The sequence below is a fragment of the Gordonia sp. NPDC003376 genome (assembly GCF_053589235.1).
Genome location: NZ_JBSFRM010000008.1, coordinates 89,797 through 112,195, shown reverse-complemented (window position 1 = coordinate 112,195; position 22,399 = coordinate 89,797). Strand labels below are relative to the sequence as shown.

The 22,399-nt window shown below is 68.5% G+C and carries 15 protein-coding genes and 1 tRNA gene; 11 read left to right on the top strand and 5 right to left on the bottom strand.

Features of this window, described 5'->3' with window-relative positions:
* Positions 1-78: 78 nt before the first annotated feature.
* Genes ACWDUA_RS10820 through mftM form a run of 6 tightly spaced genes read left to right on the top strand, consistent with a single transcriptional unit; the run spans position 79 to position 6,614 of the window.
* Positions 79-978, top strand: a complete 900-nt coding sequence (locus ACWDUA_RS10820; RefSeq protein ID WP_449751017.1) for a hypothetical protein — start codon at positions 79-81, stop codon at positions 976-978.
* Positions 978-1,949, top strand: coding sequence for a LysR family transcriptional regulator (locus ACWDUA_RS10815; RefSeq protein ID WP_449751016.1), 972 nt, complete (start codon positions 978-980; stop codon positions 1,947-1,949). Before ACWDUA_RS10820 ends, ACWDUA_RS10815 begins: the two co-directional genes overlap by 1 nt.
* Positions 1,936-2,712: an enoyl-CoA hydratase-related protein gene (locus ACWDUA_RS10810; RefSeq protein WP_449751015.1), complete on the top strand. Its 777-nt coding sequence runs from the start codon at positions 1,936-1,938 to the stop codon at positions 2,710-2,712. Before ACWDUA_RS10815 ends, ACWDUA_RS10810 begins: the two co-directional genes overlap by 14 nt.
* A complete protein-coding gene (locus ACWDUA_RS10805) occupies positions 2,705-4,657 on the top strand; it encodes an AMP-binding protein (RefSeq protein ID WP_449751014.1) in 1,953 nt (650 codons plus the stop codon). The genes ACWDUA_RS10810 and ACWDUA_RS10805 overlap by 8 nt, the downstream gene beginning before the upstream one ends.
* A 44-nt stretch (positions 4,658-4,701) precedes the next feature.
* Positions 4,702-5,703 (top strand): acrylyl-CoA reductase family protein, encoded by a 1,002-nt coding sequence (locus tag ACWDUA_RS10800; RefSeq protein WP_449751013.1) that lies wholly within the window; start codon positions 4,702-4,704, stop codon positions 5,701-5,703.
* Complete coding sequence (mftM, locus tag ACWDUA_RS10795) at positions 5,700-6,614, top strand: mycofactocin oligosaccharide methyltransferase MftM (protein ID WP_449751012.1); 915 nt, start codon at positions 5,700-5,702, stop codon at positions 6,612-6,614. The genes ACWDUA_RS10800 and mftM overlap by 4 nt, the downstream gene beginning before the upstream one ends.
* A 75-nt stretch (positions 6,615-6,689) precedes the next feature.
* On the opposite strand, the gene ACWDUA_RS10790 is transcribed toward mftM, so the two are convergent.
* From ACWDUA_RS10790 to ACWDUA_RS10770, 5 genes are all read right to left on the bottom strand, one after another.
* A tRNA-Arg gene (locus tag ACWDUA_RS10790) sits at positions 6,690-6,762 on the bottom strand.
* Positions 6,763-7,132: 370 nt separating this feature from the next.
* The gene (locus ACWDUA_RS10785; protein ID WP_449751011.1) at positions 7,133-8,074 is read right to left on the bottom strand and encodes a 3-carboxyethylcatechol 2,3-dioxygenase; all 942 of its coding nucleotides are present in this window, start codon (positions 8,072-8,074) and stop codon (positions 7,133-7,135) included.
* Between the two features lie 18 nt (positions 8,075-8,092).
* Positions 8,093-8,965 (bottom strand): alpha/beta fold hydrolase, encoded by an 873-nt coding sequence (locus ACWDUA_RS10780; RefSeq protein ID WP_449751010.1) that lies wholly within the window; start codon positions 8,963-8,965, stop codon positions 8,093-8,095.
* A 12-nt stretch (positions 8,966-8,977) separates the two neighbouring features.
* Positions 8,978-10,699, bottom strand: coding sequence for a bifunctional 3-(3-hydroxy-phenyl)propionate/3-hydroxycinnamic acid hydroxylase MhpA (gene mhpA, locus ACWDUA_RS10775; RefSeq protein WP_449751009.1), 1,722 nt, complete (start codon positions 10,697-10,699; stop codon positions 8,978-8,980).
* Positions 10,700-10,988: 289 nt separating this feature from the next.
* A complete protein-coding gene (locus ACWDUA_RS10770) occupies positions 10,989-11,717 on the bottom strand; it encodes an IclR family transcriptional regulator (RefSeq protein WP_449751008.1) in 729 nt (242 codons plus the stop codon).
* Positions 11,718-12,051: 334 nt separating this feature from the next.
* Here ACWDUA_RS10770 and ACWDUA_RS10765 point away from each other — a divergent pair, with 334 nt between their 5' ends.
* The 5 genes from ACWDUA_RS10765 to ACWDUA_RS10745 all read left to right on the top strand — a co-directional run bounded on the left by ACWDUA_RS10765 (position 12,052) and on the right by ACWDUA_RS10745 (position 21,772).
* Positions 12,052-13,509: an aromatic acid/H+ symport family MFS transporter gene (locus ACWDUA_RS10765; RefSeq protein WP_449751007.1), complete on the top strand. Its 1,458-nt coding sequence runs from the start codon at positions 12,052-12,054 to the stop codon at positions 13,507-13,509.
* A 328-nt stretch (positions 13,510-13,837) separates the two neighbouring features.
* Positions 13,838-15,511 (top strand): energy-dependent translational throttle protein EttA, encoded by a 1,674-nt coding sequence (ettA, locus tag ACWDUA_RS10760; protein WP_449751006.1) that lies wholly within the window; start codon positions 13,838-13,840, stop codon positions 15,509-15,511.
* A 249-nt stretch (positions 15,512-15,760) separates the two neighbouring features.
* Complete coding sequence (locus ACWDUA_RS10755) at positions 15,761-20,569, top strand: NAD-glutamate dehydrogenase (RefSeq protein WP_449751086.1); 4,809 nt, start codon at positions 15,761-15,763, stop codon at positions 20,567-20,569.
* A gap of 52 nt (positions 20,570-20,621) precedes the next feature.
* Positions 20,622-21,068 carry an acyl-CoA thioesterase gene (locus ACWDUA_RS10750; RefSeq protein WP_449751005.1) on the top strand — a complete coding sequence of 149 codons (447 nt, stop codon included), beginning with the start codon at positions 20,622-20,624 and terminating at the stop codon, positions 21,066-21,068.
* Complete coding sequence (locus tag ACWDUA_RS10745; RefSeq protein WP_449751004.1) at positions 21,065-21,772, top strand: hypothetical protein; 708 nt, start codon at positions 21,065-21,067, stop codon at positions 21,770-21,772. Before ACWDUA_RS10750 ends, ACWDUA_RS10745 begins: the two co-directional genes overlap by 4 nt.
* The last annotated feature ends 627 nt before the right edge of the window (positions 21,773-22,399 follow it).

The window sequence follows — 22,399 nt, the reverse complement described above, 5'->3', positions numbered from 1 at the left end:
CGACACCCTCATCCTCAGGGTCTGTCGTCGCCGCGTGAACCGTTCTTTCCCAACGGAATACGACGCAAAGGACTTTCCATGACGCTCACCGTGAGCGAGTTGGTCGGCGCCGCCGGTGGTGGCGCACTGGGGGCGGCGTTGGGTGCGCTCGCCGCGTTCTCCCTGATGGGGGTGATCGTCGTGGTCGCCACCCTGCTGGCGACCCTCGGCCCCGACACCCCGCTGGTGGGAGACCTGGCCTTCGGGCCGGTGTTCGGTCCCCATGTGCTGTTCGCCGGCGGTGCGGCCGCGGCGGCGTATGCCGCCCACATCCGTGCCCACGCCTCCGGCCGTGACATCGCCCAGCCGCTGATCTCCTACAACCGCATGTCCGTCCTCGCGGTGGGCGCGGCATTCGGTGTGCTCGGCCAGATCCTGGCCCGGGCGGTCGCCCAGATCCCCGTTGTGCACACCTCCGTCGGTGCCGAGGTCCGGGTGATCGACGCGCTCGCGGTCAGCGTCGTCCTCACCGCGCTGGTGGCCGCCGCGCTGTGGGCGCGGACCCCGACCACCGAACGTGCGCCATGGGTTCCGTGGCAGCACGATCCCGCCGCGGTGATCACCATCGGGCTGATGGGCGGTGCGGTCGCCGGATCGGTGTACCTGGCGTTCCCACCGGACGCCCGGGCGATGGCGCCGCTCTTCCTCTACGGCATGTCCGCGGTGACCCTGCTGGCCCTGGTGTTCGGCAAGGCGGTGCCGGTGACCCACCACATCACCCTGCCCGCCGGACTGGCCGCGGGGATCATCGCCGCCCACACCGACCGTGCGATCTGGATTCTGGTGGCCGCCGTCGTGGCGGGCCTGGTATCCGCTGTCGTCGCCGAGGGCTGGGCGCGACTGATGTTGGAGCGCTGCCGGATGCACCTGGATCCGCCTGCCGTGGCGATCGCGATCATGGCGCCGCTGCTGGCACTGGTCCAGCTCGGGGCGGGCTGATGAGCCCCGATCGGCCACTGCACACCACGGTGAGTGCCGAGGATCTGCTGATCCTGTTGGCCGTGGCACGCAGTGGCACCGTCACCGGGGCGGCGTCGCGGCTCGGCGTCGACCACTCCACCGTGAGCCGGCACGTGGCCCGCATGGAGAAACGGGTCGGCCGGCGCCTGTTCGACCGGTCCACCACCGGTTGGCAGCTCACCGAGACGGGCCGTCGCCTCCGGCGGATCGGGGAGCGGATCCAGCGCGACCTCGACGAGGCCGAGCGCGCCGTCGCCCGTGACGACGAGGACGGTGTCCGCGGTTCCGTCCGCCTGCTCACCCCGGACGCGTTCGGCACCTACCTGGCGCCACAGGCCCTCGCCCCGGCTCTCGCCCGGCACCGGTCCCTGCGTATCGAATTGCTGACCTCCACACGGCATGTGGATCTGCGTGCAGGCGAGTACGACATCGCGGTGTCGCTGGAACCGCCGCCGTCGCGGGCCGTCGTCGCCACGCGACTGTGCACCTACTCACTGGCCCTGTTCGCCTCGGCCGACCACCTCGCCGATCACGCCCCGATCACCTGTGTCGAGGACCTTCGGGAACACCCGCTGGTCTACTACCTCGACGGATGCCTCGACATCGCCCCGCTGCGCGTCCTCGACGATCTGCTCCCCGGGGCCTGCGCCACGGTGCAGTCCAACAGTGTCAGCGCGCAGATCCAGGCGGTGCTCGCCGGCCACGGCGTCGGTCTGCTGCCCGCGTATGCGACCGCCTTCCACGACGGTCTGGTGCCGGTACTGCCCGCCGAGGTGGACGTCGGCGGCCAGTACTGGGTGGTGGTGCCGTCGGCCGTGCGACGCGCCCCACACATCAGGGCCGTCGTCGATGCGCTGACGAGCCGGCTCGCCGGTCACCTCGAACCCCCCACCGTCCGCAACCCCTCACCGACAACCCAAGGAAACCCGAGAACCGATGTCCTCCTCTGACACCCTCACGCTCACCGTCGACGACGACGGTGTGGCCCAGCTGACCCTGAACCGACCGACCGCACTCAACGCCCTGAACACGACGATGATGACCGAGTTCTCCGTGGCACTGCGTCAGGTCACCGACAGCGGTGCGCGGGCACTGGTTCTCACCGGTGCCGGCCGCGCCTTCGCCGCCGGCGCCGACATCGCCGAGATGCGTGACCGTACTTTCGGCGACATGACGGACGCGAATCATCTTGCGGCGTGGGAACAACTGGCCGACCTGCGCATCCCCACCATCGGTGCGGTCAACGGGTTCGCGCTCGGCGGCGGATGCGAGATCGCGATGATGTGCGACATCCTGATCGCCGGCGAGGGTGCGTCCTTCGGCCAGCCGGAGATCGGTCTGGGGATCATCCCGGGTATCGGTGGCACGCAACGGCTCACGCGCCTGGTCGGCAAGGCCCGGGCGATGGACCTGATCCTGACCGGTCGCCGGGTGGATGCCGCCGAGGCGCTCCGCATCGGTCTGGTCAGCCGCGTCGTCCCCGACGACGACGTGCTCGGCCAGGCGCTGGTGGTGGCCCGGCAGATCGCCGGCTTCTCCGGACGCGCGGTCCGTGCGGCCAAGGAGTGCGTCCTGCGCGCCGACCAGACGACCCTGGCCGAGGGGCTGCTCTTCGAACGGCGGTGGTTCCATTCGCTGTTCGCCTTCGACGACCAGACCGAGGGCATGACCGCGTTCCTGGACAAGCGGCCGGCGAGGTTCACCGATGGCTGAGCGCACGCAGAGCACGGAGCGGTCCGAGGTGCCGATGGACGCCCATGCCGTCGCCTCGGCCGTCGCCGAGCGTGATCCGGGTCGGTTCTGGCTCGACGCCGCCCGCGCCGTCACATGGGTCGACCCACCGCGATCGGCGTACGTCGACACCACGCACGGCTTGGCGGACTGGTTTCCCGGGGCCACCCTGAACACCGCCCACAACGCCCTGGACCGGCATGTGGCGGCAGGCCTCGGCGATCAGTCCGCGGTGGTGTACGTGTCGGCGACGACGGGTCGCGAGCGCACCTACAGTTACCGGGAACTGCTCGACGAGGTGCGCCGGGCCGCGGGGGCGCTGCGCGATCTCGGTGTGGGACGCGGGGATCGCGTGCTGATCTATCTGCCGATGATCCCGGAGGCGGTGGTGGGCATGCTCGCCTGCGCCCGGCTGGGGGCGGTGCACGCGGTGGTGTTCGGCGGCTTCGGTGCGGCCGAACTCGCCGCACGCATCGACGATGCGCGGCCGGCGGTGATCGTGACCGCCACCGGGGGACTCGAACCCGGCCGTGCGGTGCCCTACCTGCCGCTGCTCGATGCCGCCCTCGCGGAGGCGGATTGGCGACCCGGGCACGTCGTCGTCGTCGACCGCCCAGAGGTGCCGGAACCGGCCGGTCGCACGGTCGGGTGGCCGGAACATCGCTGGGACGCCCTGATCGCCGACGTCGAGCCCGCCGACGGTGTGCCGGTGGCCGCCACCGATCCGCTGTACATCCTCTACACGTCCGGGACCACCGGTGCCCCGAAGGGCATCGTCCGTGACAACGGCGGGCATGCGGTGGCGATGGCGTGGTGTATGCCGCATGTGTACGGCATCGAGGCCGGGGACGTGGTGTTCGCGGCCAGCGACATCGGCTGGGTGGTGGGGCACTCGTTCATCGTCTACGGGCCACTGCTCGCGGGGGCCACCACCGTGCTGTTCGAGGGTAAACCCGTGGGCACCCCCGACGCGGGGGCGTTCTGGGACATCGTCGAACGTCACCGGGTGAGCGTGCTGCTCACCGCGCCCACCGCGATGCGGGCCATCCGTCGCGAGGATCCGCGGGCGGAGCTGCTCACCGGGTACGACCTGACCTCGCTGCGGGGGATCTTCCTGGCCGGTGAGCGTCTCGACCCGGACACACAGCAATGGCTCTGCGACGTGCAACCGGCACCCGTGGTGAACAACTGGTGGCAGACCGAGACGGGGTGGCCGGTCATCTCGAACTTCCTCGGCCTGACGTACTTCCCACCCAGACCTGGTTCCTCGACGAAGCCGGTCCCGGGATTCACCGTGGCGATCCTCGGCCACGACGGGAAACCCGTCGCGCCAGGACAGGAAGGCGATGTCTGTCTGGGGCTGCCGCTCCCGCCCGGGGCGCTGACCCGCGTGTGGGGCGACGACGACCGATTGGCACGGTCGTACCTGACCGAACACCCCGGTTACTACTCTTCCGGTGACGGTGGATATGTCGACGACGACGGGTACGTGTACATCCTCGGCCGCACCGACGACGTGATGAACGTCGCCGGGCACCGGATGTCGTCGGGTCAGATCGAGACGGCCATCGCCGAACACTCCGGGGTCTCCGAATGCGCCGTCGTCGGGGCACGCGACGACCTCAAAGGGCAACGGCCCTATGCGATCGTCGTACCCGAGGTCGCCTACGCCGAGCGTGTGGCCGAGCTGGCCACGGAGATCGGCGATCTCGTGCGCCGACGGGTCGGGCCGATCGCCGCGCTCGGTGGCGTGAGCGTGGTCCCGGCGTTGCCCAAGACCCGCTCGGGCAAGATCGTGCGCCGCTGTCTGCGCCAGATCCTCGACGGCGATGATCCCGATGTGCCCCCGACCATCGAGAACCCCGCGGTCGTCACCGACCTGACCACCCGGCTGGCCCCCGATTCGCCGACGCGGCCCCCAGCGTGAACTCACCCAGCCCGAACACCACCGACTCAAGGAGTAAGTACCGCATGACCACCTATCGTTCACTCACCGCCGTCCGTCACGACGACGAGATCCGTCCCGAGGTGATCGAGCGTGACCGAGCTGCGCTCGGCGCCGGCGAGCTGCGCATCCGGGTGACCCATTCGAGCGTCAACTTCAAGGACGCACTGGCCTTCACCCCCGGTGGCGGTGTGGTCCGCGACTATCCGATCGTGCCCGGCATCGACGTCGCGGGGACCGTGATCGAATCTGCGTCACCGGACTTCGCTGTGGGCGCCGAGGTGATCGCACACGGCTACGAGATCGGCACCGCCCGCGACGGCGGCTATGCGCAGGAAGCGGTGGTGCCGGCCGACTGGACCGTCGCCCTCGCCGACCTCACGCCGCGCGAGGCGGCCACCATCGGGACCGCGGGCTTCACCGCGGCGATGAGTGTCGCGGCGATCCTCGACTGGGGTGTGACCCCCGAGTCGGGTCCGATCATCGTCACCGGTGCCACCGGTGGTGTCGGCTCCGCGGCCATCGATCTGTTGGCGGCCAAGGGATTCGAGGTGGTGGCCTCGTCGGGGAAGCCGGCGGCGACCGACCGTCTGCACGACCTCGGGGCCGCCGAGGTGATCGGCCGGCTGCCGCTCGACCCGGATGCCAGGCCGCGTGCGCTGGGGCGTGCCCGCTGGGCTGCGGCCGTCGACTGTGTCGGCGGCGCGGCGCTGGCCGACATCCTGAGCACCACCCGGTACGGGGGAGTGGTGACCGCCAGCGGTCTGACCGGGGGCAGCGGCCTGGCGACCACCGTCATGCCGTTCATCCTGCGCGGGGTGGGATTGCTCGGGATCGATTCCGTGCAGATGCCGATCGAGGCCCGGCGCGCGTTGTGGAAGCGGATCGAGGATGATCTGAGGCCCCGGAAGCTGGATCAGATCGGTGTCCACTTCCCGGTCGGCGAGATCCCCACCGTCGTCGATGCGTTGCGACGCGGCGAGTTCACCGGTCGTGCGGTGATCGACATGGACGAAGGCTGGTCGTGACCGCTTCCCTCGACCCGACCGGGCAGGGTCGGGTCGGACGACGCATTCGGGTGCGAGCGGCCGGAGCCGGTGAACTCCTCGGCGGCACGGGCCCGCTGGCCTGGCACGTCGGCCAGGACGACGGTGTGGACCTGGTGCATCGCTTCACCCCCGCCGACATCTGTGACGACGCGTTGGTGGGTTCGTTGACGTCGCTGGTGGACATCGGCGTGCTGATCGGGCGGGACGACTTCGAGACCGCCTTCGTGCGCATCGTCGAGACGTCCGCCCCGACCGTCACTCGGGCCTGGGAGGCGTTCTACGACAACACTCTTCGTTCGCTTGATGAGGGTGGGTCGGCGTTCGCGCCGATCCACCGTCTGGCCCGATCCCTGATCGAGGGACGGTCGGTGCTCGAGGTGGGCAGCTGCTTCGGCTTCCTCGCCCTGCAACTGGCCCGGGAGGGCAAGGAGGTGTCGGCGTGCGACGTGGACCCGGGTGCGGTGGCCATGCTCCGGCGGGCGGCACGTCGACGCAGGCTGTCCGTACAGGCCGACCTCGGCGACGCCACTGCGCTGGGATATCCGGACAGCTCGGTCGACACCGTCACACTGGTCCACCTCCTGGAACACCTGGACGACCACCAGGCGGTGACGGCGATCGAGGAAGCGTTGCGCGTGGCCCGGCGCCGGGTGATCGTGGCCGTGCCGTTCGAGGAACAGCCCGGTGAACACTTCGGACACGTGCAGGCACTGACCACCGATGACCTGCGATCGTGGGCAGGTCGTGTCCGCCATGCGGGTGCGAGGGTGTTCGTCGACCACGGCGGTTGGCTGGTGCTGCGTCCTCGGGTGGTGGGCGAACGCCTCTCGGCCCGGGCTCTGGAGGGCGGTCGTGAATGTCCACAGTTCCGGAGGTCCGCAAGGATGTGACGGTGCGCCTGCATGAATCTCTTTCAAACGACACAGCGGGCGCACACCGCCCGGAGGGCGGCAAGGTTGTCACGGTGCCCCCGGCTGGACTCGAACCAGCAACCACCGGATTAGAAGGCCGATGCTCTATCCATTGAGCTACGGAGGCGTGCCGGGACCTGGTGTGGTTCTCGGCCTCGCGAGTATATCCGCCGACATGTGGCGGGTTGTCACGGGATCGGTGTCCGTCCCCTCAGCGGCACCGATCCCGTGCCCACCCAGCATGGACCATCGTCGGGCCCATGCGGAGGCGTCGACGGCATCTGTGGACAACTCGGCGATCGGTGGTGGGTCCAGAGTCGGTGCGGCATATGGGCGACGACGCCTGACGCAGTGGCTGCGGGATCGGCCGGGCCTACGCGTGGGGAGGGGTCGAACGGCGGTCGCCGAGATGGGGGACCGGCGGGTGTTGTGATGCGGGCGAGTGCGGCCCCGGTTGAATGGGGCCGCACTCGGATGTCGTACGGGCGGAGGGTCTCTCAGCGCAGAACGGCAGTGGTGACGGCGAACCCCGCGATGTACTCGCGGATCGGCCGGTAGAACTCGTAGGTGACGTCGTACTCGCCGCAGGCGCTCAGCGCGGAGTACGCGGCCACCCAGGTGCGCACCTCGTGGGAGGAGTGCCCGGCGGTGGCGTCCATGTCGTCGGCGGTGTAGGCGTCGAAGCCCTCCACCTTGCCCGACGAGCACACCTTCAGGAACGCCCGGTCCCAGTCGGGGTTGAGGTCCATGATGTCGGCCTCGCCTGCGGCGAACTTGCGTGCGGTCTCGATGGTGTTGGCCTGACGCCGGGCCCGGAACTCCGCCGACGGATGCCTTCCGGCGGTGAGGAACTCACGCTGGGCGTCGTCGGCGGTGGCGAACTGCGGCACCGGCGGGTCGTGGGAGAGGCCGCCCGAGCCGAGGAACAGCACGCGCTTGTCCTGTCCCGCGAAGAACTCGCCGACGGCCTGGCCGAACTTGCGCACCCGGGACACCGGGACAAACGGCCGCGCAACGGAATTGACGAAGATCGGCAGTACCGGTCGGGCGGCGGCGTTGCCGCCGTGGAGGATCTCCATCGGCTGGACCGCGCCGTGGTCGACCTCCATCCGGCGGGAGATCGCCAGATCGATCTCACGGTCGATCACGAACTGTGCGAGGTCCTCGGCGAGTTGCTCGGGGACGTCGAGGTCACCGGCGAAGGAGTCGTAGTCGCCGGTCCCGTGAGCGCGATAGCCCACGCAGAACGGTGGCATCAGGTCGTAGAAGAACCCGTTGTAGTGATCGGGTCCGAAGTTCACGACCAGTTCGGGATCGAAGTCACGCACAAAGGTGCGCGCCTGATCGAACGAGGCCTGCACGGCGGCGACGACCTCGGCAGGCGGGTCGGCGTGGTCGAGCAACGGGCTGTGTGACATGCACAGGAGTGCCTGGGTCATGACGGGACTCCTTCGACCTCAGCGGTTTCCGGCGTGCCGCGCGAGGTAGCTGCCGATGACCTCGTTGAACTCCGCGGACCGCTCGACCTGCGACCAGTGACCGCACTGACTGAAGATGTGCGCGTCCGCGTGGGGGATCACGTTGAGCAGTTCCCAGGTCCGTGACACCGGGATCACGACGTCCTGCACACCGTGGATCAGCAGCACCGGGATATCCAAGCGTGCAAGGACATCGAAGTCCAGCGGCAGGTCGTAGCGATCGCGGTCGCGGGCGGCGACGACGTCGGCGAGCCGGTCGGAGGCGGTGTCGTTGAGCGCCGACTGGTAGCGCAGCGAGACCAGCTCGTCGGTCACCAGGCTCTTGTCGACGACGAACATCTCCAGTGTCTTGCGGATGCCCTCCTCGGTGAGCGTCGGGTTGGAGTGACCCTTGAGGGCGCCGGTCAGCTTGGCACCGCCGGTGCCCATCGAGATGATGCCGAGCAGGCGCTCGGGGAAGTCGATGGCGAACTGGAATGCGAGCCAGCCGCCGAGGGAGTTGCCGACGATCCAGGTCTTCTCGATGCCCAGGGCGTCGAGGACGCGCACCGCGTGGCGCACCCATTCCTTGATGCCGTAGGCGGTGCCGTCGGCGACGACCGACTGGCCGTAGCCGATCGAGTCGATCGCGATGCAGCGGCCGTGGGCGCTCAGCGCGGGCAGGTTGAGCCACCAGTTCGCGGCCGCGGTCACGCCGGTGCCGGAGCCGTGCAGGAACAGGATCGGGGTGCCCTCACCGAGTTCGTGGTAGTGGGTCAGCTCGCCGTCGGCGGTCTGCAGCCACTTGTCCTCGAGACCGAAGAACGCATCGGTCGCGTACTCGGGGATGGGGGTGGTGATGGAGGCGGACATGTGGGATCTCCTTCAGTGGGCGAGGGCGGGCTCGGCGGGGGCGATCGCGGGCCGGCCGGTGAACGACATGGCCCGGAGGATCGCGTCCAGGGTGGCCGGACCGTGCTGGTTCAGGCAGGCGCCGGCGACGAAGCGGTCGGGGCGCAGGAAGATCATCGGGGTGGGCCGGTCGTCGAACCACTTCTTGACCTGTCCGGTGAAATCACCGAGGACCAGCACATCGTCGGCCATGTGCTGCTGCGCCCACTCCCGCTGGGTCTCCGGGACGACCGCGACCAGACGTGCACCGAGCGCGGCGAGCTTGTCGAGCGAGGACTGCGGCAGCACGTCGGTGGGGTCGTTGCCCCAGACGATCACCGACCACCAGTTGCCGATCGCGTCGTCGAGCAGCACGTTCTCGGCGGCAGGGGTGTTGACCCGCGGCTGCGGGAACTGCACCCCCACCGGGGAGACGGTGGTGTTGGCGGTGCGCACCGGGATGATCCGGCTGGTGATCGACGCCGCGGCGCTGCCGGACACCTGGGTGGTGGGATCGGCGAGCACCCCGCGGGTGTAGCGGGGCATCGGCTTGAAGCGCATGTCTGCGAAGTAGCTCTTGACCTGCGGGAACAGGTTGAGGACCGACGACGCGGCATCGCGGGCCGCGGCGACGACCGGATTGGTGACCTTGATGAACCGGCCGAAGGTGAGCGACAGGTCGACCATCGCCTTCGAGTGTTCCCTGCGCTCGTCGGTGTAGGTGTCGAGCAGGGCGTCGCCGGCCTGACCGGACAGCACCGCGGCGAGCTTCCAGCCGAGGTTGGTGGCATCACGCATGCCGGAGTTCCAGCCCTGACCCATCCACACCGGCATCAGGTGCGCGGCGTCGCCGGCGACGATCTGACGTCCCTTGCGGAAGTTCGAGGCCACCCGGCCGTGGTGGGTGAACACTCGCCGCCGGATGAACTCGAGGCCGGCGGGGTCCGGAACATGATCCGCGAGAAGCTTGTTGACGAAGACCGGATCGGTGACCTGCTCCTCGGTCTCGTCGTCGTGGAGCATGAACTCCCACCGGCGCACCGCGTGTGGCAGACCGATGGAGACGTAGGGGCGTTTGGGATCCGCACCGAGGAACACGTTGGGGGTTCCCAGCGGATCGTTGTTGACGTCGACGACCAGCCATCGGGTCGAGGGGGATTCGCCCTCGAACGTCACACCCAGCCGCTTGCGGGTGGGGGACTTGCCGCCCTCGCATCCGACCAGGTAGCGGGCGCGGAAGCGCTCCTCGGTGATCTGGCCGTCGGCGCCGCTGACCAGTGCGACGGCGGTCACCGAGCCGGCGTCCTCCACGACGTCCTCGACCCGGTGTCCGAACAGTACCCGGACGTTCCCGAAGCGGGCGAGACCGTCGAACAGTGCCCGGTCGACCTCGGGCTGGATGAAGCCGTGCTTGCGCTCCCAGCCGAACTCGAGGGTCTGCGGATTGTTGACCAGGATGACCTTGCCGGCGCCGTTGACCAGCCTCATGATTTGCTGCGGATTGGTATGGGGGCGAACGGTTTCCACCAGTCCGACGGTCTGGATGGTGCGGAAGGACTCGTCGTCGAGCCCCACGCCGCGCGGGTAGTCGATGAGGTCATCGAGTGCCTCGAGCAGGGTGACCGAATGCCCGTACATGCCGAGGATGTTCGCGAGCATCAGGCCGACCGGGCCTGCGCCGACGATGATGACGTCGCTGTCGTGGGTGGTGCTCATGGGTTCCTAACTCCTGAAACCGAACGTGCGAGCTCGTCGACCGCCCCGTGGCCGTACGGACTCGGTGGTCCCTTCCGTCGCTGTGTTCACATAGTGAGCTGGTGTGATCGGTAGTTGCACGCCTACCACCACTATGTGAACACGAACACACCCCTTCCTGTCAAGCCCGCCGGATGTGAAAAAGTGCGCGCAAACGCGTGCGACCCGCACCGGCCGAGGGGCGGTGCGGGTCGCACGCGGAGGGGGTGTGTGGCCGAGATGCGCCGTATCGACGCAGGTCAGGGCTTCGTCAGTGGGTGTAGCGGCTGATCTCGGCTGCGGTGGCGAGGGTGGCGTCGACGCAGGTGTCGATCAGTTCGCGTGACGGGCTGATGATCGTCAGGCAGGCCGGTGGTTCGTTCTCGGCGTGGGCCAGGGGGACCCCGAGTCCCCAGTAGCCCGGCATCACCTCTCCGTAGCTGATCACGTATCCGGTGCGGCGCCCCTCGGTGACCCGGGGATCTTCGCGTGGGCGCGATGGCAGTGCCGTGAGCAGCGCGTATCCGGCCGCGCCGTGATCGAGTGGGTGGCGCCCACCCTCGCGGAACGAGACGCGGACCGCAGCGTTGGTCGGTTCGGTGACCGCCACGGCGACCGCATCCTCGGTCTCGGCGACGAAGAGGGCGACGCTCGCGTCGATCGTGTCGGCGAGATCTTGCATCGGGGCTGCGGCGACCTCGCGCAGACCCGCATACACGGTGCGGGCCAGCGCCGCGAGCCCGCCGCCGGCCCGGAAACGGCCGTCCGGGCCGCGACTGATCAGGCGGAAGTCGGCGATCGTCGCCAGCAGTCGGGTGGCGATGCTGCGGTGCACCCCGAGTCGTTCGGCCACATCTTGAATCGTCAGGCCCGCAGGGGAATTCGCCACCAACTCCAGCGCGGTGAGGCCGCGCGCGAGCGTCTGGGTGCCGGCTGCCCGCGCTGGGGTCGCGGGGGTCGGTGGGGGCGTATCGCCCGGCGTCGTATCGAGGGAGGCCACGGCCACAGCTTAGGGTGGCCGTGTGCACAATGTGCACACGACGCGCGATTGCGCACGTGGTGTCGTGAGCCGGGTGGTTGTTGACATACTCCGTGAGCGCTGTCACTCTTGTGCATCACGAGCGCATCGAAGCCCCGTCGGCGCCTCGTCTCTCACCTCGTCCACCTCAGATGTCCGGAGTTCACGCCCGGTCTCCACGGTGACGATCCCGTTCATGCGTGACCCTCCTCATGCGCACTCGTGATGTCCGGTTCTTGCGATCTGGACGCGCGGGGCGGAGTCGCCCTCATCGAGGGTGCCGGAGAACGCCTGTGCTGTGAAAGGCAACCCCCTCATGGATATTCGCGAAGCGATTCGCACCCAGCCGATGCGCCCGTATCAGATCCGGACCATCGCGATCTGCTTTCTGCTGTGCATGGTCGACGGATTCGAGATCCTCATCATGGCGTTCGTCGCGCCGCACCTCAGTGACGACTGGAACCTGTCGTCGGTGGAGGTCGGCTACCTGCTCAGCGCCGGGCTGATCGGCACCGCGGTGGGCGCCTTCGCCCTCTCGCCGCTCGCCGACCGGTACGGCCGCCGGCCGATGACGATCGCCTGCCTCGTCGTGATCACCATCGGCATGGCACTGTCGACGATCGCCGCGGGCCCCGGCCAGCTCATCGCGTTCCGTGCGTTCGCCGGTCTCGGAATCGGTGGTCTAGTCGCCAACCTCAACATCCTGGTGTCAGAGAACAGCAGTGACCGTCGGCGCGGCCTGGCCCTCGGGCTCTACGGCGCCGGTCTGCCCGGCGGTGTGGCGCTCGGTGGCGCGATCTCCGGTGTGCTGATCTCGCACTTCGGCTGGCGCTCGGCGTTCGTGTTCGGCACCGTCGTCACCGCGATCCTGCTCGTCGTGGTCATCCGCGCACTGCCCGAATCCATCGAGTTCCTCGTCGACAAGCGGCCCAAGAATGCCCTGACGAAGTACAACGCGATCGCGGCGAAGCTCGGATACGCGCCCGCGCAACAGCTTCCGGAACCGGTTGCGGCCGCGCACGTCCGCGGTGTGAAAGGCGGACTGTTCTCCGGGATCATGGGGCGCCGCACCGTCATGCTGTGGATCGGCTACTCGTGCCTGATGGCGGCCTTCTACTTCGCCAACACCTGGACCCCCAAGCTGCTGACCGACGCCACCGGCGACTCCGGCATGGGTACCACCGCCGGTGTGCTGATCAACGTCGGCGGTGTGATCGGTGCGCTGATCTTCGCCTCGCTGACGCTGGTGCTGCGGCCCCGCATCGTCAACACCCTGCTGCTGCTCGGCGGTGCGGTCGTCTTTGTCGCCTACGCCAACGGATTCGAGATCGTCGCGCTGGGCATGGTGCTCGCGGTGTTCGTCGGACTGACCGCCAACGGTGGTGTCGCCGGCTTCTACGCGATCAGCCCGTCGGTGTACCCGGCCGCCGTCCGCGGGACCGGCGTGGGCCTGATGATCGGTATCGGTCGACTCGTGTCGATCGTGGCGCCGATCGTCACCGGCTACCTCCTCGGTGCCGGCTGGACCCCGCAGGGCCTCTATGCGCTGTTCGGTGCGGTGCTCGTCGTCGCGGCAGTGTTCATGTTCGGTCTCGACCGCAGCTACCGCGGGCGCAGCGAGAACCCGGAGACACCCGACGCCCCGGCCGGAGCGGTGATCGAGACGCCGGTGTCGATGCCGGCGCCGGCCGACCGCCGGGTCGCCGACGGCGTGATCGGCAACGGTGTGATCGCCAACGGTGGGGCCGGGTCGGGGGAGAGTGCCCCGGTCTGAGGTGGCCCGGATGTGACGCCCGCCGATCGTCCGGCGCAGGGGTCCGGCATGATGCCGGCCCCCTGCTCGTTGCCGGTGTTCTTTCCGATGGTGTCCTGGCCGATGTGGCGTCCGCGTCGTGGGTGGGCGGCTCCACCGTTGTCGGACATGCGGGCACAGGGTCGACATGGGCGCGCAGGGTCGACATGCGGGCACAGGGCGGTCCTCGGCAGAACTGTCGGGGGCACTAGGCTGGACGGTCGAACGTTCACGAGCCGTGCCCCGGAGCCGACGGGGCTGCCCGTGAGCCGCCTACGAAACACGTCCGCTGCAGGTCAGGAGTGCAAACATGGCCGAATTCATCTACACCATGAAGAAGGTGCGCAAGGCGCACGGCGACAAGGTCATCCTCGACGACGTCACCATGTCCTTCTTCCCGGGCGCCAAGATCGGCGTCGTGGGTCCCAACGGCGCCGGCAAGTCCTCGATCCTGAAGATCATGGCGGGCCTCGACCAGCCGTCCAACGGTGAGGCGTTCCTCGACCCCGAGGCCACCGTCGGGATCCTGCTGCAGGAGCCGCCGCTCAACGAGGAGAAGACGGTCAAGCAGAACGTCGAGGAGGGCCTCGGCGAGGTGAAGGTCAAGCTCGACCGGTTCAACGAGATCGCCGAGCTGATGGCCACCGACTACTCCGACGAGCTGATGGAGGAGATGGGCAAGCTCCAGGAAGAGCTCGACCACGCCGACGCCTGGGACCTCGACAGCCAGCTCGAGCAGGCGATGGACGCGCTGCGTTGCCCGCCCGCCGACTCCCCGGTGACCCACCTGTCCGGTGGTGAGCGTCGCCGCGTCGCCCTGTGCAAGCTGCTGCTGAGCAAACCCGACCTGCTGCTCCTCGACGAGCCCACCAACCACCTCGACGCCGAGAGCGTGCTGTGGCTCGAGCAGTTCCTCGCGAGCTACCCGGGTGCCGTCCTCGCCGTCACCCACGACCGGTACTTCCTCGACCACGTCGCCGAGTGGATCTGTGAGGTCGACCGCGGCAAGCTGCACCCGTACGAGGGCAACTACTCCACCTACCTGGAGAAGAAGGCCGAGCGCCTCGAGGTGCAGGGCAAAAAGGACCAGAAGCTGCAGAAGCGCCTCAAGGAGGAGCTCGCCTGGGTCCGTTCGGGCGCCAAGGCCCGCCAGACCAAGAACAAGGCCCGACTGGCGCGGTACGAGGAGATGGCGATCGAGGCGGAGAAGACCCGCAAGCTCGACTTCGAGGAGATCCAGATCCCCACGCCGCCGCGTCTGGGCGACATCGTGGTGGAGGTCTCACACCTCGACAAGGGCTTCGAGGGCCGCGTCCTGATCAAGGACCTGTCGTTCACGCTGCCGCGCAACGGTATCGTCGGCGTGATCGGCCCGAACGGTGTCGGTAAGACCACGCTGTTCAAGACCATCGTCGGCCTCGAGCAGCCCGACTCCGGGTCGGTCAAGGTCGGCGACACGGTGAAGCTGAGCTACGTCGACCAGTCCCGTGCCAACATCGATCCCAAGAAGACGGTGTGGGAGGTCGTCTCCGACGGGCTCGACTACATCGAGGTCGGCCAGAACGAGATGCCGTCACGGGCCTACGTGTCGGCCTTCGGGTTCAAGGGCCCGGATCAGCAGAAGCGGTCGGAGGTGCTCTCCGGTGGTGAGCGCAACCGCCTCAACCTGGCGCTCACCCTCAAGGAGGGCGGCAACCTGATCCTGCTCGACGAGCCGACCAACGACCTCGACGTCGAGACCCTCGGCTCGCTGGAGAACGCGCTGGAGAAGTTCCCCGGTTGTGCCGTCGTGATCTCCCACGACCGCTGGTTCCTCGACCGCACCTGTACCCACATCCTGGCGTGGGAGGGCAACGTCGAAGAAGGACAGTGGTTCTGGTTCGAGGGCAACTTCGAGGCCTACGAGGCCAACAAGGTCGAGCGGCTCGGCGCCGATGCGGCCCGTCCGCACCGGGTGACCCACCGCAAGCTCACCCGCGACTGACCTGACGAGTCGTACCCGACGGCCCCGACGCACATGTGCGCCGGGGCCGTCGGCGTCGTGTGGTCGACCGGTGTCGCGCGATGCAGACGGCCGATGTGCACGGTCGGTGTTCACGGTGAGGATAGTCCGACTATCCCGGGTGAGTCGCGGCCCGGACGCTCGGAAGGGGCTAGGCTCGCGAGTGAGGCCGCACGTTCCGGTCGCGGCGCCACCGGTTGTCCGTGAGAGGATGATTCTTCGTTGTCCGACGTGATTTCGCTTCTGCCACAGGTCATTCCGAACTATCTTGCCGCGTCGGTCGGCGCGGTCGGTGATACCGGCCACCCTGGTCGGGACGCGATCGACCCGGAGACCCTCGATACCGTCGCGGTGCAGCGGATCCGTCACCATCTGGAGATCGCCCGGGTACGTGAGCCCGGGCAGTCGATCGTCGATGTCACCACCGCGTCGTCCGGTGGCACCGAGATCGTCGTGGTCAACGACGACATGCCACTGCTGGTCGAGGCGGTGCTCGCGACCCTCGAGGGGCACGGGCTCAGCGCGGTGCGGATCGATCACCCGATCCTGTCGGTGACCCGCGACGCGGGTGGGGTGCTCACCGACGTGTCCGGAGTCCGCAGTGGAACCCTCGAATCATGGATCTCGGTGTCGGCGCTGGTCACTCACGGTCGGATCGACGACGCACGGCTCCGGGACGACCTCCTCGACGTGATCGGCCGGGTCTCCGACGTCGACGAGGACGCCGCCTCGATGCGGGCCGCGCTCGGTGGGTGCGCGTCGGCATGCGGGGCCGGCCTGCCCGACGAGGTCGCCGGTCTCACGGCCGACGAGCGGGCCGAATACGCCCGGCTGCTCGAGTGGTTCGCAGGCAACCACTTCGTGCCGCTCGGCAGCGCACGGATCGACGCCGCCGGTCATCCCGACGCCCGGCGGGGAATCTACCGGCCCGGCGGGGTGGAGCCCGCCTTCCCGCTGGTCACCGACGCGCCGCTGGCACCCCGGATCACCCGGGTCCACCTCGAGACCGGAATCCAGCGTTCGGACTTCCCGATCCTGCTGCAGGTCCCCACCTTCGACGCCGGCGGCACCCACACCGGCGAGTTCCGCTTCCTGGGCACCTTCACCCCGTCCGGGCTGCACCAGACGGTCCAGGACGTACCGGTCCTGCGCCGCAAGGTCGACGAGGTGATCGCCTACGCCGGGGTCGACGACGACTCGTTCGCCGGGCAGTCGATGATCGAGCTGTTGCAGAACTATCCGCTGGTCGAGATGTTCGAGTCCAGCGCCGCCCAGCTGCATCGTCGACTCGAGGAGATGCTCGACGCGGTCGCCACCCGGTCGTTGCGGGTCTTCCTGCGGATCAACCCCGACGGCGAGGCGGCCACCGCACTGATCTACCTGCCGCGCGACCGGTACAACACCGTGGTCCGGCTGGCCCTCCAGGATGCCGTGACGAAAGCCCTGCACGGGTCGGCGCTGGAATACTCCGCCCGGGTCAGCGAGATGCCCCTCGCCCAACTCCAGGTGATGGTGCGTGTCGACGCCGACCTCGCGCGCTCGTGGGGTCCGGGCGACATCGGTACGCCCCTGCACCGGGAACTGCAGGCGAGCCTGTCCGAGGCCATCCGCAGCTGGGACGAGCGGGTCCGCGAGCTGATCGGCACCGCCGGCGACGGAATGGTCACCATGCCGCGCGGCGGTGCCGACGCGATGCTGCGTCTCGTCGGATCACTGCCCTCGGACTACAAGGACCAGCGCGACCCGGCCGCCGCCGTCGGTGATCTGGCGCAGGTCGCCGGGCTACGACCGGGTGACCTGGCCGTCGCCCTGCGGCAACCGGACGACGCCCGTGCCGACGACAAGGGGGCATGGGACTTCGCCCTGTACCTCTGCGGGGAGTCGGCCACCCTGACCGACGTCCTGCCGGTGCTGCACAGCCTCGGTCTCGACGTCATCGACGAACACCCGTACACGCTGGTGCGGCCGGACGGAGAGTCCTGCCACGTCTACGAGTTCGCCGTCGCACTCGCCCCCGGGATGTCGGTGTACGCCGCCGGACCCGACGACCTACCGCAACGCTTCACCCAGGCGTTCAGCCAGGTGTGGCGCGGACGCGCAGAGGTCGACCGCTACAACGAACTCGTCATGCGCTGTGGGCTGGACTGGCGGTCGGCGGCGATGCTGCGCGCCTACGGTGGCTACCTGCGGCAGTGCGGATTCCCCTACAGTGCCGACCATGTCGCGTCCACGCTGGGCCGCCATGTGGACGTGACCCGCGGACTCGTCGCCCTGTTCAACGCGTCGCTCAGCCCGGCCCTCGCCGATGTGGCACGCCGTGAGTGGGTTCTCGCGCGGCTGCGCACCGACGTCGGCGCGGTGATCAGCCTCGACGCCGACCGCATCGTGTCGGCGTTCACCGCACTCGTCATCGCCACCGACCGCACCAACTTCTTCGTCACCGACGGCGATGACGCCGGTCCGGCGATCTGCGGCGACGACGGCAACGGGCACCGACCGGTGATGTCGTTCAAACTGCGTCCGCGTGACATCCCGCAGGCACCGGAACCCCGTCCGTTGCATGAGATCTATGTCTACTCGCCGCGGGTGCAGGGTGTGCACCTGCGGTTCGGCGACGTGGCCCGCGGTGGGCTGCGGTGGTCGGACCGCCGGGAGGACTTCCGCACCGAGATCCTGGGCCTGGTCAAGGCGCAGGCGGTCAAGAATGCCGTGATCGTCCCGGTCGGGGCGAAAGGCGGATTCGTCCTGACCCACCCGCCGGCCCCCACCGGAGACACCGCCACCGACCGGGAGGCGTTGCGGGCCGAGGGAATCGAGTGCTACCGGATGTTCATCTCCGGGCTGCTCGACGTCACCGACAACATCGACCGCGCCACCGGCACGATCATCCCCGCACGGTCGGTGATCCGCCGCGACGCCGACGACCCCTATCTCGTCGTCGCCGCCGACAAGGGCACCGCGTCGTTCTCCGACATCGCCAACGACGTCGCCCGGCACTATGGCTTCTGGCTGGGCGATGCGTTCGCGTCGGGCGGTTCGGCCGGCTACGACCACAAGGCGATGGGCATCACCGCCCGCGGCGCCTGGGAATCGGTCAAACGGCACTTCCGCGAGATCGGTGTGGACACCCAGACCAGGGACTTCACCGTCGTCGGCATCGGTGACATGAGCGGCGACGTGTTCGGCAACGGCATGCTGCTCAGCCGCCACATCCGGCTCGTCGCCGCCTTCGACCACCGCCACGTCTTCATCGACCCGACCCCCGACGCGGCCCTGTCCCATGCCGAGCGGGCCCGGCTGTTCGCGTTGCCCCGGTCGTCGTGGGCCGACTATGACCCGGCCCTGATCAGCGCCGGTGGTGGCGTGTGGTCGCGGGAACGCAAGTCCATCCCCATCGGCGAACAGATCCGCGCCGCACTGGGTCTGGCCGACGACGTCACCGAACTGTCACCGCCGGAACTGATCCGGGCGGTTCTGTTGGCGCCGGTCGACCTGCTCTGGAACGGCGGGATCGGTACCTATGTTCGGGCGAGTACCGAGTCCGATGCGGAGGTGGGCGACAAGGCCAACGATGCGATCCGCGTGACCGGAGACGAATTGCGGGTCACCGTGATCGGGGAGGGCGGCAACCTCGGCGTGACCGAACGCGGCCGCATCGAGTTCGATCTCACCGGCGGGCGGGTCAACACCGACGCGATGGACAACTCGGCCGGCGTGGACTGCTCCGACCACGAGGTGAACATCAAGATCCTGCTCGACGCCGCGGTGTCTGCGGGGGCGCTGGCGGCGGACGACCGCACTCCGCTGCTCGAGTCGATGACCGACGAGGTCGCCGGGCTGGTGCTCGCCGACAACATCTCGCAGAACTCCGAACTCGGCTTCTGCCGCGCCTTCTCCGGGGTCCGGGTGGATGTGCACTGCCGGATGCTCGACGCGCTGGCCCAGCGCGGCGTCGACCTCCAACTGGAGGCGCTGCCGGATTCGGTTCAGCTGCGGAAGCGGATCGGTTCGGAGGTCGGACGAGGTCTGACCTCCCCGGAGCTCGCCACCCTGATGGCGCACGTCAAACTGGCCACCAAGTCCGACCTGCTGGCCACCGACCTGCCCGACAACGACGCCTTCGACGACCGGTTGCACGCGTATTTCCCGGTGCCACTGCGAGATCGGTTCACCAACGCCATCCACGGACACCGGCTCCGCCGGGAGATCGTGACCACGGTCGTGGTCAACCACGTCATCGATCGCGCCGGGGTCACGCACCTCTTCCGTCTCGGCGAGGCCACCGGTGCCACCACCGACGAGGCGGTGCGCGCCTTCGTCGTCGCCGAGCGTGTGTTCGGGATGCCCGATCTGCTCGAGCGGGTGCAATCGTCGGCGGCGTCGATCGAGGCGGTCGACGAGATGATGCTGTATGCGCGTCGCCTCGTGTTCCGGGCGTCGCGGTGGCTCTTGGCGTTCCGGCCGCAACCACTGGCGCTGAACGCGGAGGTCACGCGCTACGCCGAGTACGTCGGTGAGCTGACGGCCCTGCTCGACAGCTGGTTCGGCAAGGGCTCGGCCCACGATGTCGACACGCGCGTGGAGCACTACCAGACACAGGGCGTGCCACCGGATCTCGCGCACGATGTGGCGATCAGCCTGCACCGCTTCTGTCTACTGGACATCATCGACACCGCGGAGATCTCCGACCGGGATCCGGTGGAGGCCGGCGAACTGTACTTCGCGGTGATGGAACACTTCGGTCTCGAAGAACTGCTCACCGCGGTGTCCGAACTCGAACACGGTGACCGCTGGCATGCATTGGCGCGGTTGGCGCTTCGCGACGACATGCACGGTGCGCTGCGTGCCCTGACCTTGGCGATCCTGGCGCACAGCGAGCCCGACGAGCCGGCGTCGGAGAAGATCGCCGAGTGGGAGGCGTCCAACTCCGGCCGGCTGGCCCGCGTACGGGCAATGCTCGCCGAGATCGAGACGTCGGGGAACCTCGACCTCGCCACCCTGTCGGTGGCCGCGCGGCAACTCCGTAGTGTTATCCGTTGACCGGATGTGATCCCGGCCCGGTGACCGGCCGGTCCGCGACGAAGGGAACCGTGTGCTCTACGAGGACGAGGGAACGACGACCGAGCGTGGATATGTCGTCAAGGTGCCGGTCCGATGGTCGGATATGGATGTGTTCGCCCACATCAACCACGCCCGGATGGTGACCCTGCTGGAGGAGGCACGGATCCCGTGGCTGTTCTATGACCAGCGCCCGACCGCGGAACTCCGGCACGGGTGTGTCGTGTCCGATCTCCATGTCCGGTACCAGCAGCAGGTCCGTCACGACGAGGGGCCGATCTCGGTCACGATGTTCGTGGAGAAGGTACGGGCGGTGGACTTCACGGTCGGCTACGAGGTGCGGCCCGACGGTGCCGCACCCGACGCCAAACCCTGTGTGGTGGCCACCACACAGCTCGTCGCCTTCGACGTCGATGCGCAGCGACTGCGGCGCCTGACCCCCGAGGAACGGGGCTATCTCGAACGATTCGTGCGGCCATGACCGGTCCGGAGCGGTTCATCGCGGTCGACGGTGACGGCGACCGTGCCGATGCGCTGGCGTTTCTGGCGCGGGTGTCGGCGCTCGACGACGCCGCGGTGATCCGGGTGACGCAGCGCCCCGACGGTCTGATCGGGCTGTGGTCGAACACCGGTTTCGACGTGCTCGCCACGCGCGCCGTGTTCGGCCGGATGGCACCACAGGATCTGGTGTGCGACGCGGCCATCCTGCGGTCGGCGTTGGCCGCGACCGGTCCCGGTGGCGCTGTCGACCCGGGAATGCCCTTCGACTCCGCCTGGCGCGGGGCGCTACCCCTGCTCACCGGCTTCCAGCAGGTCGACGACGTGCCGGCGCGCGCGGTGGTGAGCCTGGCCCGCGACGGTGCCCGGCTGGCGCGAGAGGAGGGGAGTGCACACGGTCCGGCGACCGGCGTCCTCGACCAGGAGGTCCTCGAGGTGGTCTCCGACGACGGTCGTCTGCGCGCCGGGGTGATCATGCGATCGCTGTTCGCCCTCACTGCCATGGGTTTCATCCGGGACCGTGATGGGCGTGCGATCACCGCCGACGCCGACGCCGACACGATCGACGCCGATGAGCCGGTACGAATCCGGATGTCGGCGGCCTGGATTCGCGTTGACGCTCGATTCGGCACCGTCTACCAGCGACGCCACCGGGATCTCAGCGTGTCGGTGTTGCCGTCATCATGAGCGTATCGAGACCTCCTGTGCGGTGGCAGCATTTGGGTGGTTGCGTTCCGGGTTCGGTCGGCGGAGGTTTCGACACGTCTCGTCGCTTCGCTCCTCGTCGGCTCAACCAACAACTGCAGCAGCAGCTTTGGGTGGTTGAGCGAGGGTCGGAATTGAACATGCCCACTTATCGTCGGCTCAACCATCCGTGGTGGCAACTGAATTCGGTGGTTGAGCCGGGGCCGAGTATCGCGAGGTCCCGTGTCGAAACCTTGGTGGGTTTTCTCGGGTGGTGACCGCCTCGGATGTGGTGGTTGTGTTCCGGGTTCGGCCGTCTGAGGTTTCGACGCGTCTCGTCGCTTCGCTCCTCGTCGGCTCAACCAACAACTGCAGCAGCAGCTTTGGGTGGTTGAGCGAGGGTCGGAATTGAACATGCCCACTTATCGTCGGCTCAACCATCGGTGGTGGCAACTGAATTCGGTGGTTGAGCCGGGGCCGAGTATCGCGAGGTCCCGTGTCGAAACCTTGGTGGGTTTTCTCGGGTGGTGACCGCCTCGGATGTGGTGGTTGTGTTCCGGGTTCGGCCGTCTGAGGTTTCGACGCGTCTCGTCGCTTCGCTCCTCGTCGGCTCAACCAACAACTGCAGCA